Source organism: Caballeronia sp. M23-90 (genome assembly GCF_053574605.1).
In genome coordinates this window covers 1-11,642 of sequence record NZ_JBSIPA010000190.1, presented here as the reverse complement: position 1 = coordinate 11,642, position 11,642 = coordinate 1, and the positions used below count along the sequence as shown (strand labels likewise).

At 61.6% G+C, this 11,642-nt stretch carries 13 protein-coding genes; 8 read left to right on the top strand and 5 right to left on the bottom strand.

What is annotated here, in order from left to right:
* The 8 genes from ACRXB1_RS18950 to fliR form a co-directional block, all read left to right on the top strand.
* A partial coding sequence (locus ACRXB1_RS18950; protein ID WP_449492863.1) for a flagellar hook-length control protein FliK occupies positions 1-490 on the top strand: 490 nt, incomplete at its 5' end.
* Between the two features lie 211 nt (positions 491-701).
* The gene (fliL, locus tag ACRXB1_RS18945) at positions 702-1,193 is read left to right on the top strand and encodes a flagellar basal body-associated protein FliL (RefSeq protein ID WP_075359346.1); all 492 of its coding nucleotides are present in this window, start codon (positions 702-704) and stop codon (positions 1,191-1,193) included.
* Between the two features lie 68 nt (positions 1,194-1,261).
* Positions 1,262-2,260 carry a flagellar motor switch protein FliM gene (gene fliM, locus ACRXB1_RS18940; protein ID WP_062000627.1) on the top strand — a complete coding sequence of 333 codons (999 nt, stop codon included), beginning with the start codon at positions 1,262-1,264 and terminating at the stop codon, positions 2,258-2,260.
* A complete protein-coding gene (gene fliN / locus ACRXB1_RS18935) occupies positions 2,253-2,690 on the top strand; it encodes a flagellar motor switch protein FliN (protein WP_062000628.1) in 438 nt (145 codons plus the stop codon). Before fliM ends, fliN begins: the two co-directional genes overlap by 8 nt.
* Positions 2,687-3,205 (top strand): flagellar biosynthetic protein FliO, encoded by a 519-nt coding sequence (gene fliO / locus ACRXB1_RS18930; protein ID WP_062000629.1) that lies wholly within the window; start codon positions 2,687-2,689, stop codon positions 3,203-3,205. Before fliN ends, fliO begins: the two co-directional genes overlap by 4 nt.
* Positions 3,205-3,972, top strand: coding sequence for a flagellar type III secretion system pore protein FliP (gene fliP / locus ACRXB1_RS18925; protein ID WP_449492862.1), 768 nt, complete (start codon positions 3,205-3,207; stop codon positions 3,970-3,972). The genes fliO and fliP overlap by 1 nt, the downstream gene beginning before the upstream one ends.
* Before the next feature lie 26 nt (positions 3,973-3,998).
* The gene (fliQ, locus tag ACRXB1_RS18920; RefSeq protein WP_056356411.1) at positions 3,999-4,268 is read left to right on the top strand and encodes a flagellar biosynthesis protein FliQ; all 270 of its coding nucleotides are present in this window, start codon (positions 3,999-4,001) and stop codon (positions 4,266-4,268) included.
* Positions 4,269-5,060 carry a flagellar biosynthetic protein FliR gene (fliR, locus tag ACRXB1_RS18915; protein ID WP_062000631.1) on the top strand — a complete coding sequence of 264 codons (792 nt, stop codon included), beginning with the start codon at positions 4,269-4,271 and terminating at the stop codon, positions 5,058-5,060.
* 193 nt (positions 5,061-5,253) lie between these two features.
* Here fliR and flgL read toward each other — a convergent pair whose 3' ends face one another.
* The 5 genes from flgL to ACRXB1_RS18890 all read right to left on the bottom strand — a co-directional run.
* Positions 5,254-6,507, bottom strand: coding sequence for a flagellar hook-associated protein FlgL (flgL, locus tag ACRXB1_RS18910; protein WP_062168360.1), 1,254 nt, complete (start codon positions 6,505-6,507; stop codon positions 5,254-5,256).
* Between the two features lie 10 nt (positions 6,508-6,517).
* A complete protein-coding gene (flgK, locus tag ACRXB1_RS18905) occupies positions 6,518-8,476 on the bottom strand; it encodes a flagellar hook-associated protein FlgK (protein WP_062168362.1) in 1,959 nt (652 codons plus the stop codon).
* A gap of 357 nt (positions 8,477-8,833) precedes the next feature.
* Positions 8,834-9,589: a flagellar brake protein gene (locus ACRXB1_RS18900; protein WP_449492864.1), complete on the bottom strand. Its 756-nt coding sequence runs from the start codon at positions 9,587-9,589 to the stop codon at positions 8,834-8,836.
* A gap of 408 nt (positions 9,590-9,997) precedes the next feature.
* Positions 9,998-11,017 carry a flagellar assembly peptidoglycan hydrolase FlgJ gene (gene flgJ / locus ACRXB1_RS18895; protein ID WP_086382260.1) on the bottom strand — a complete coding sequence of 340 codons (1,020 nt, stop codon included), beginning with the start codon at positions 11,015-11,017 and terminating at the stop codon, positions 9,998-10,000.
* Between the two features lie 12 nt (positions 11,018-11,029).
* Positions 11,030-11,642, bottom strand: a 613-nt coding sequence (locus tag ACRXB1_RS18890; protein WP_449492861.1) for a flagellar basal body P-ring protein FlgI, incomplete at its 5' end; no start/stop codon positions are given.

Below are 11,642 nucleotides of genomic sequence, written 5' to 3'. Positions count from 1 at the left end.
TGGCGCGACCTTGCAAGGCGCCGCGACCGCAGCCGATAGCGCCGCCATCGCACCGCATGTCGGATCGAGCGGCTGGGACGATGCGTTCAGCCAGAAGGTGGTGTTTTTATCGAATGCACATCAGCAAAGTGCCGAGTTGACACTGAATCCGAAGGATCTCGGGCCGCTGCAGGTGGTGCTGCAGGTCGCAGGGAATCATGCGCATGCGCTGTTCGTATCGGACCATGCGCAGGTTCGCGCGGCCGTCGAGGCTGCATTGCCAACCTTGCGTGAAGCGATGCAGGCGAGCGGCATTGGTTTGGGCAGCACGAGCGTCAGCGACGGCTTTGCGGGCAAGCAAGCGAGCTCGGGCCAGCAGGATGGCGGCGGACGGCCGTCGTGGACTGGTTCGGGCAGTAGCGGCGGCGGGATTGGAGCCGTAAGTGACGCATCGAGCACGGTCAGCCTGCCGCTACGCCGTCAGGTTGGACTGGTCGATACGTTCGCCTAAAGCCCTACGGCCGCGTCAGACCCGGTAAACCAGCCGCGCGAGCCTCACCGCCGCGCGGCTTTTTCACGTCCGTTATCCCGCGCGTATCGCAAACGTAAAACCCTCCCCTTTGCGCAAACTCCCGAGTTAGCCCTAATAACCCCTTCTGTTCGACCCATCGCGCAACCTTACTTTCGCCAACAATTCAGGCTACAGAAAGAGGTCCGCAAACATGGCAACTACAGCAGCAGCACAACAACCCGTCACGCCGGCTAAAACCGGCAAGCTCAAGCGCATCATCCTGATCGCGGTGGGCGCAATCGTCCTGCTCGGCGCCGGCGGCGCAGGCGCGTATTTCTGGCTGCACAAAACCGCATCGCACGAACCCGCGAAGCCCGCACCCGCGGTGCCGCCAGTGTTCTACCCGCTTGACTCCATGACCGTCAACCTGCAATCCGATGACGGCATGCATTACCTGCGCATCGGCCTCACGCTGAAGCTGCCCGATGAAAAAGCGCAAGCCGCGCTGGCCGAGCGCATGCCGGAAGTGCGCAGCCACATCCTGATGCTGCTCTCGGCGAAACATCCCGACGACCTGGCCGGCATCGACGGAAAACGCGCGCTCGCCAAGGAACTCCTGACTACCGTCAACACGTTCGGCGGTACGCCGGAAGCACCGGCGCACGTGCAGGAAGTGCTGTTCACAGAAATCGTCGTCCAGTAACGCGTTGCTCATACGCGCAAAAACGAAGCCGAACCAGACAAGCGCAAGACAGGAACCAAGGAACACTCATGGGCCACGAAGAGTTCATGTCGCAGGAGGAGGTCGATGCCCTGCTCAAGGGCGTCACCGGGGAAGTCGATGCTGTTGCCGACGAAACACGCTATCAAGGCGTGCGCCCCTACAACCTCGCGACGCAGGAACGTATCGTCCGGGGCCGGATGCCGGGCCTGGAAATCATCAACGACCGCTTCGCGCGTCTCCTGCGCGTGGGCATCTTCAACTTCATGCGGCGCTCGGCGGAAATTTCCGTCGGTCCAGTGAAGGTACAGAAGTACAGCGAATTCACCCGCAACCTGCCGATCCCGACGAACCTGAACCTGGTCCACGTGAAGCCGTTGCGCGGCACGTCGCTGTTCGTGTTCGACCCGAACCTGGTGTTCTTCGTCGTCGATAACCTCTTCGGCGGCGACGGCCGTTTCCACACCCGCGTGGAAGGCCGCGAATTCACGCAGACCGAGCATCGCATCATCAGCAAGCTGCTGAACCTCGTGTTCGAGCAGTACGCAGCATCCTGGAAAAGCGTGCGCTCGCTCAACTTCGAATTCGTGCGCTCGGAAATGCACACGCAGTTCGCGAACGTGGCGACGCCCAACGAGATCGTGATCGTGACGCAGTTCTCCATCGAGTTCGGATCGACCGGCGGCACGCTGCACATCTGCATGCCGTATTCGATGATCGAACCGATCCGCGACGTACTGTCGTCGCCCATACAAGGCGAAGCGCTCGAAGTCGACCGCCGCTGGATTCGCGTCCTGTCGCAGCAAGTGCAGTCCGCCGAGGTGGAACTCACGGTCGATCTCGCGCAGATCGGCACGACCTTCGAGCAGATCCTGAACATGCGGGCCGGCGATGTCCTGCCGATCAACGTGCCCGAAGAGGTCACGGCAAAAGTGGACGGCGTGCCGGTGATGGAATGCGGCTACGGTGTTTTCAATGGTCAATACGCGTTGCGCGTCCAGAAGATGATCAGCGCAACCGATACGATGAAGGAAGGTGGATATGAGTGACGTAACCGAACCGGGCACGCTGCCGTCCGATCCGCTCAAGGGCGAGGACTTCGGCATGGACGACTGGGCGAGCGCCCTGGCCGAGCAGAACGGCAATGAGACGCCGGCGGCGGCATCGTCGGCCGGGGTGTTCCAGCCTTTGTCGAAAGTCGCGGCGCCGACGACGCGCAATGACATCGACATGATTCTCGATATCCCCGTGCAGATGACGGTGGAACTCGGGCGCACGAAGATCGCGATTCGCAACTTGCTGCAACTCGCACAAGGATCGGTCGTGGAACTCGACGGTCTCGCCGGCGAACCGATGGACGTTCTCGTCAACGGATGCCTGATCGCCCAGGGCGAAGTGGTGGTCGTGAACGACAAGTTCGGTATCCGTCTGACCGACATCATCACGCCGTCGGAACGCATCAGGAAGCTGAATCGATGAAACGCCCGGCCGTCGCTTTCTCGACGCTTTTCATGGCATTCACCGCGCACGCCGCCGATATGAACGCCGTCAATCACGCGGCCCAGATTGCATCGGGTGTGGGCGCGGGAACAGCCGTGCCGTCGCTTGGTGTCGGCGCCGTGTTGCAGACGCTGCTCGGGCTGGCGATCGTGATCGCGTTCGTGTTCGGCTGCGCGTGGCTCGCACGCAAGTTCGGGGTGGCAGGGACAAAACGCACGGGTCTGGTGAAGGTGATCGGCGGCGCGTCGCTCGGGAACAAGGAGCGGGTATCGGTGGTGGAAATCGGCGATACATGGCTCGTGCTGGGCGCGGCTCCCGGCAACGTGCGGCTGCTGCACACCATGCCGGCGGGATCGGCGGAACTCAGCGGCGTGGAAGCGCCCACGGCGCCCGGGTCGGACGGACTTCAAGGCAGTTTCGGTCAACGTTTTCGCGATGCCCTCGCCGGTGAAGCGACCAAACGTCTGCAAAAATTCGCGGGCGGGAGCAAGTAATGCAGTTTCGGTTTGTAGTTCGATGCGCGAAGCTGGCGCTGCCGGTCGTGGTTGCCGCCCTTCCCTACGCAGCTTTCGCACAAAGCACGGCCGGCTTGCCGGCGTTCAACACCAGCCCCGGCCCGAACGGCGGCACGACGTATTCGCTCAGCGTCCAGACGATGCTGCTGCTCACCATGCTGTCGTTCCTGCCGGCAATGGTGCTGATGATGACGAGCTTCACGCGCATCATCATCGTGTTGTCGCTGCTGCGTCAGGCGCTCGGCACGACCAGCACGCCGCCGAACCAGGTCCTGGTCGGACTGGCGCTGTTTTTATCGTTGTTCGTGATGTCGCCGGTACTCGACCGCGCCTACACCGACGCGTACAAACCGTTCTCCGACGGCACGATCACCATGGATCAGGCGGTCACGCGCGGCGTCGCGCCGTTCAAACAATTCATGCTGCGCCAGACGCGCGAAGCCGATCTCGCGCTCTTCGCCAAGATCTCGAAAGCCCCGCCCATGAACGGTCCCGAAGACGTGCCGCTCTCGCTGCTGGTGCCGTCGTTCGTAACAAGTGAATTGAAGACCGGCTTCCAGATCGGCTTCACCATTTTCATTCCGTTCCTGATTATCGACATGGTCGTGGCGAGCGTGCTGATGTCCATGGGGATGATGATGGTGTCGCCATCGACCATTTCGCTGCCGTTCAAGCTGATGCTGTTCGTGCTCGTCGATGGATGGCAGTTGCTCATTGGTTCGCTCGCGCAGAGCTTCGTTTCGTAAGCCTTCAAAGCACAGAGATAAACACGATGACCCCCGAATCCGTCATGTCGATCGCGCACCAGGCCATGTACGTGGCGCTGCTGCTCGCGGCTCCGCTGTTGCTGGTCGCGCTGGTCGTAGGCCTGGTGGTGAGCTTGTTCCAGGCCGCCACGCAGATCAACGAAAGCACGCTCTCGTTCATTCCGAAACTGCTCGCGGTCGCCGTCACGCTCGTGATTGCCGGACCCTGGATGATGGAAACGCTGCTCGACTACATGCGCCACGTGTTCACCATCACTCCGGCAATCACCGGCTAAATGTTTTCGGTCACGTACGCCCAGCTCAATGTCTGGCTGACGTCCTTCCTCTGGCCGTTCACGCGCATTCTTGCGTTGATCGCGACCGCGCCGCTGCTGAGCCATCTGGCGGTTCCGGTGCGCGTCAAAGTCGGGGTGGCGGCGTTCATCGCGTTGATCGTGGCGCCGACTATCGGCGCCGTGCCGCAGGTCACCGTATTTTCCGCCGATGGCGTGCTGATCCTCATCAACCAGTTCTTGGTGGGCGCGGCACTCGGCATGACGATGCAGATTGCGTTCGCGTCCATCGATGCAGCCGGCGAGTTCATCGGCCAGCAGATGGGTCTAGGTTTTGCGACGCTCTACGATCCGCGGCAAGGCGGAAACGCGGTCGTGATTTCGCGGTATCTGAATACGATCGCGTTCCTCGCTTTTCTCGTCTTCGATGGTCATCTGCAAATGATCAGCGCCCTCGTGCAGACGTTCCAGAACGTGCCGGTGAGCGCGAACGTGCTGGGTTCGATGACCCACGCGCGCGGCTGGCAGACGCTCGCCACCTACGGCGTGAGTATTTTCTCGACGGGGTTATTGCTGTCGTTGCCTGTCGTGGCGGCGTTGTTGATCGCGAACCTGGCGCTCGGGATCCTGAATCGCGCGGCGCCGCAGATCGGGATTTTCCAGGTCGGATTTCCCGTCACCATGCTGGTGGGATTCCTGCTGATCCAGTTGATGATCCCCAACCTGATCCCGTTTTTCCAGCGGATCTTCGAGAACGGGATCGATCAGATGGGACGGGTCGCGGCGGCGCTTTGAGCAGAGCGGTCAAGGTCAGCGCCGTATTCACCGCAAATTTTGCGGCGAATAGCGGCCCTAATCTCCGCACAATGTGCGGTGAATAAACACCACAATCACCGCACACCACCCGCAAACAAAAAGGGCCACCCAAAAAAGGTGGCCCGAAACACTTCCTAACTACCCACATCATTCCCCGAATTTCTACTCCCCATCAACTGCTGATGTACTGGAACAGCGACATCTTTTGAATGCTGGCAAACGCCTGCTGCGCGCCCTGCAACGCGTTCTGCGTCAACTCGTACTGGCTGATCGAGCTGACGAGATTGATGCTGGTCAGGTCCTGAAGCGAGCTGGCGGTTTGCGTCGATGTCGTCTGCATCGCCGTCTGCGTTGCGGTCACTTCCTGCTCGCGGCCGCCAACGGATGCCTGCGTCGTCAGCACGTTGTTGTACATGTTGTTGACCTTCGTGCCGCCCGTGGTCAGCGCGTTTTGCAACGTCGCCTGCGCAGCCGGGTTGCCCGAGGTCGGCTGCTTCAAGGCGCTGATCAGCGAATCGAGCGTCGAGAAGATATCGGTGTCGGAGGCTTTGCCGGTGTTTGCGGGCGCGACCGTGAACGAATCGCCGTTGGCCGGCGCGCCGTCGATGGCCACTTTCTGCCCGCCGCCCAAAGCAATGTCCTGCTGCGCCACATACGGTGTCGCGGGCGTGATCGTGGCGCCGTTCTGGTCCTTGACCGTGTAGGTCGTGGTGGCCGTGGAACCCGTGCCGCTGGTCGCGAACGAAATCGTATAGGTCGATGCATTGCCAGGGTTGCCCCGGTCGCTCACATTGACCGCTCCGATGGTGCCGGAACCCGTATTGCCCGCCGCCGACGATGAAACCGGCAAGCTCTCGTTTGGCGACACGCTCTGGAACACGGTCGCGCCGTTATCGGCGACGTTGATCGAGCGGTTATCGGAAATCTGCACCTGGCGCTGGCCGTTGTCGCCGGCGTAGGTCGCGCCCGTGCCCGACGCGTTGTCGGTGAACGGCTGAGTCGTGCCCTTGAAGCCCGAGAAGATGTAGTTGCCGTTGGCGTCGGTGGAATTGCTGAGCGTCATCAGGTTGTCGCGGTAACCCTGCAACTGGGTCGCCATCGACGCGCGGTCGGTATCGTTGAACGATGCGTTGCCCGCACGATTCACGAGCGTCTGCACGCTCTGCATCACGTTGCCGATACTCGTCAGCGTCGAATCTTCCTGCTGCAACGAAGTCAGCGCGGCAGACTGGTTGGTGCTGTACTGCGAGAGCGTGGCGGACTGGCTGCTCAACTGCACGGCCTGCGCGGCGCCGAGCGGATCGTCCGATGCGGTCTGGATTCTCTTTCCCGACGAAATCTGCGCGTACTGCGCCGCGAGCGATGCCTGCTGGTCGCTCATCGTCTGGACGTTCATCGTGAAGTACTGCGAGCTGGAAATACGCATCGTGAAAACCTCAGTTGAAGATGCCGAGCAGTGTCTGGAACAACGAGGAAGCCGTCTGGATGACCTTGCTGTTAGCCTGATAAAGCTGCTGGTACTGGATCAGATTGGCGGCTTCCTCGTTCAGGTTCACGCCGGACACAGATTGCTGCGCCGATGTCGCCTGGTTCAGCACCGCGGTCGCCGACGTGCTCGATGACTTCAGCGCGTTCGTCTGGTTGCCGATCTGGTTGACGAAGTTCGCGTAGGAACTGGTCAGGGTGTCGGTGCCGCCGTTCATCGACTTGGCGGTGCCGATGTTGGCCATCGCGAGGGCATTGCTGCCGTCGCTCGTGCCGCCTGTGTTTGCCGCGATCGTGAAGCTGTCGCCCGTGGACGGCGTACCGTTGAGGGTCGCGCTTACTCCTGCACCGTTGGATACGGTGAGGCCTTTCGTGGGGTCGTAGGCGAACGCGGTGCCGGCCGGAACTTTCGTGTTGTCCGGCAGCGTGATCTCCACGTTCGACGTCATGGTCTTGGCCGTGGCGTCGTACGTCAGCGTGATGCTGCTGGGAATCGAGTACCCGGCCGTCACGCTCGCCGCCGAGATCTTGCCCGTGCCCGTATTGCCTGTCGCCGCCGATGACACCGCCGGCGAAGCCGCGGCAATCGCCGACGGGTTCGAGTTGCTGAGCGAGAAGTTAGCGAGGGAACCGCGCGTGGGCTGGATCGTGAACGAATCACCTTTCGTCATCGATCCGCTTGCAATCGATATGTTCATCCCGGCGATGGTGCCGCTCACCGCGCCCGTGGACGAAGCGGTCAACTGACCGACGACTGCGCCCGACGAGCGGTCGGTGAGCGTGTACTTCGAGCCATCGAAGCCGAGCGAGTAGTCGCTGGTCGGTGGTTGCGTGCCATCGGCAATGGACACGTCGAGCGTCGCGTTGCCGCTGTTGCGCGCGTTTGCGTAGACGGTCGGGCTGCCGGTCGAGAACAACGCGCCGCCGGCGTTGCCGTTCAGATCGACGCCCAGTTCGTTCTGGTTGTTCAACTGCGTGGCGAAGCTGGTCGCAATCGCGCCGAGATTGGCCTGCGCCGGATCGAGCGACTGGCTGCGAAAGTCGAGCAAGCCGCCGATCGTGCCGCCGCCGCTGAACATCGAATCCGGCAAATACTGAGTCTGTTTGGCCGTCTGCGTGGAACCGTCGGAAGAGGCGTATGCAATCGACAGTTCGCTCGGGTCCGAGGGCGACGTTGCCGTCGTCAACGCGTACGAACTGCTGCCGGCGACCAGCGGCTGGCCATTTCCAAATGATACGTTGTAGCCGCTGTTGTTCGTGGTGACCTGGACGCTGACCAGCTGGCTCAGGTTCGATACCGCGAGATCGCGCTGGTCGAGCAACTGGTTTGGCGGCTGCCCGGCCGAACTCGCGCTGGCGATCTGCACGTTGAGATCGGCGATCTGCTTGGCGTAGGTGTTGACCTGCGATACCGCGCTCTGCAGCGACTGGTTGACGCCGTCGCGAAGCTGGTTGTAGGTCGTGGCCGCGGCGTTCATCTGGTCGGAGAGCGATTGCGCGCTGCTCATCAGCGTTTGCCGCGTGGCCGTCGTTCCCGGGCTGTTCGCGACCGACTGCAAGCCGGTGAAATAGCTGGTGATGCCCGCGCCGATACCCGTCGTCGGATCGCCGACGAGGTTGTTCAGTTGCGAGAGCATCGAGTAGTACGTGTTCAGCGAGCTGCTGCTCGACTGCGAGCTGTTGAGCTGCTTCGTGAGGAAATCGCTGTATGAGCGCGAGACTGTGGCCGTCGTCACGCCTTGTCCGGCATAGCCCGACGCCGTGTACTGCCCGGATGACTCCTGGTACACGGGGCGCTCGAGCGTATAGCCTGGCGTGGAAGCGTTGCTGATGTTCTGGCCGGTCGTCGTCAGTCCCCACTGGGCTGCGTTAAGACCACTCACGCCAATATCGAATAGGTTGCTGGACATGCAAGGAATCCTGGTAGGGGCATGATGGCCGGCCCGCCGAATGGCGACACTGATGTATATCGGCCGATATGGAAAAAAGTTGAGCGGACGCGCGGCGCTTCTCGGCGTTTCTGTTAATTCCCGCCACTGCCGCGTGCCCACTGCGCCTTGTCCGGATTATTCACCCGAGGAGCTCGAGGCAATCCGTGAAGCAGCGGGGCAATCGGGGCCTAATTCATCGAATGAACCCGGCCGGAACGCGCACGTTACGGGAACGAACGGACGCAATGGGGTGACGTGGCCGGAACACCCGGCGCGCCGATAAAAAAAGCCCGCGATAAAACCGCGGGCTCCTTTGACAATCATCACCGCTGAAACTCAGCGCGCGAGTGACCGCCGCTTCATTTCGAGTTGCGTGATCAACCGCTGCAACGTGTTCTCCGCCGATCCCGGCAAACTCATGAACTTGAAGCCCAGCGTATAACGCCGGTCGCCTTTCGCGTTTACGATCTGGCGGTTCGACATCAGTTGCACGTCGAGCACGACCTTGCCCGGATTGCTGAAATGAAGCTCCACGTCTTTCAGGATCACGCCGACTTCCAGCGCCGCAACGCGTTCGTCCATGGTCCGAAGCGCAACACCGCCAAGCGAGAGGTCGTTGACTTCAAAGCGAAAACGCTCGCCGCTCGGCAAAATGCCGCTGCAGATATACGGGTCGAGCACGGGCGCTTCCACACGGAAATACTCGCGTCGCTGCATATAAAACAGGACGGGCGGGAAGTCCGCTTCGAACGCCGGATGTCCCTCGAAAACGATTTCACGCGGCGTACCCGTCGCGAATTCGACGCGAACGCCATCCGGGCTCGCACTGAACATCAGGTTCTCGGTCGAGAGGACGGCGGCGTTTTCATCGGCAACCGCGCCCCAGTCGAAGACGAACGTCCGGGCAGCGGGATTCACGTCGAGCAGGCGGGTCACGATCTGCCCCTTGCCGTGATCGACAGTGAGGAAATCGCCTCGATTGACGAGGTTGCGCAGGGAAACACCGATTTCCAGCGGATTACGCCTGCCAAAATCGGGATGGTCGGACTCGTCGTCAGCGATGTCGGAACCGTTCGACTCATTCATGTTCATGGGCTTGCCGTGTTCGTTTGCTCGCGCCGCCTCGAGTATCAAGGCCGGTGCGCGTCCAACCAGACCGTGTAGATCCGGCACTTCGGTGTTCCATTTAGCGGCAATAGGGCAGGTTTATTTAGGGCTGACAGCAAAAAATACCTAAAAATCCCGTTTTACCCCTGATTAACCTCGATTTCGCAACCGAAAACGTCCAAAGCGCACGAAAAGAAACAAACCCGCTCTCAGCCCCATTTTCTATGCGGCTCGGCCGGCGGCCCATCCCGCTTAGTGCAATTTGCGGGAACGGGACACCGGCCGGCTTCGTCTTCTATTGCGACATTGGCCCCGTCGCTTATGACACATTACTCGTAATACGTTTCGTCTACCCGACAAATTGCAGCAAAACGCGCGCCAGTGCACGCTTCTTCACGCAATGTGTTTCATTATCGAAATCAGTTTCTTCGCGTATTGCGGATCGGTCGCGTACCCGGCTTTCTGCATGCCGTGCGCGAAGCCGGCGGCATCGCGCGATGCTTCGACCACCGGCGCGTAGCGCGGGTTGCTCTTGAGCACGCTGGCGTAGTCGGTGAGCGCGTCCTCGTAAGAGTCGTACGCGCGGAACTTCTCTACCACTTTCTGCGGCTTGCCGTTCACGTATTCGGTCGTCACGGCGTTCGTGGTCTTGCCGGTCCAGTCGCTCGTCGCCTTGATGCCGAACACGTTGTGGCTGGTGCTGCCATCGGCATTCTTGATTTCGCGCTTGCCCCAGCCCGACTCCAGCGCCGCCTGTCCAATGATGAAACGTGCCGGAATGCCCGTCGCGGCGCTCGCGGCCTGCGCGGGTGCGGCCAGCCGGTCGACGAACCCCGCCACCTTGTCCGTTCCCACACCGCGTGCGGCCGGTTCGAGCGCGCTGTTGGCGCTGTAGCCCTTGCCTTGCAGCGCATCCTTCGATGCACCCGATGCCGCCGTGTTCGCATAAGCCTTCGCCATGGCGTTCATCGCGGCGATGTTGCCGGCGTTCGCGCTGCTGTCGCCACTAGCGCCCGCGCCGGTCGGGTCAAGGCTCGAGGGCGTTCCCGCGCCCGCGTTGCGCATCAGTTGCTTGAGCATCATGTCGGCCACGCCGATGCCCTTCGATCCCATGTTCTGCGCCATTTGCTGGTCGAGCATGGACGTGAAGGTGGCGGTGTCGTGGGAATCGAACGGGCTGTCGGACGGCGTCGCCTCGCGCATGCTCTTCAGCATCATCTGCGTGAAGACCGTGTCGAATTGCTTGGCCGCCGCCTTCAAACCCGCCTGCGGCGAGGCGTTGGCCTGGGCGCGCATGGCGTCGAAACCTTGCACATCGAGCGCAAACCGGTTCGATAAAGAATTCAGGCCGCTGCTCGTGTCCGAGCCGCCCAGTGATGCCAGCGTGCTGTTTGCCGTCCCGTTCGCGTTCATGTGCGCTTGCCCTTATATGATTTCCAGGTCGGCGCGCAAGGCGCCTGCTGCTTTCATCGACTGGAGGATCGAGATCAGATCCGCCGGCGTCGCGCCCAGCGCGTTGAGCGCCTTGACCACGTCGGCGAGCGTCGCGCTCGCCGCGACAGTCTTGAGCGCGCCCGTGTCCTGCTTCAACTGGATATTCGATTGCCGCGCGGCCACCGTCTGGCCGTTCGAGAACGCGCCCGGCTGGCTGACGGCCGTTTGCGTGTTGATCACCACGGACAGATTGCCGTGCGCGACGGCGCAGTTCTGCAACGTCACCATCTGGTTCATCACGATGGAACCCGTGCGCGCGTTCAAAATCACCTTGGCGGCAGCCTGCGACGGACGCACATCGATATTCTCGAGCTGCGCCATGAACGACACCTGGCTCGTCGGATCGGTCGGGGCGCGAAGCTGGATCGTGCGGCCATCCAGTGCGACTGCCGTGCCCATGCCGAACTGATTGTTCACGGCCGCCACGATCTTCTGCGCGTTGTCGAAGTCCATGTCGCGCAATTCCATCTGCATCGTGCCGCCGGGTTGGGTGAAGTTGCTCGGCACCGCGCTGGTCGAACGCGCGGTGCCGGGCAACTTCACA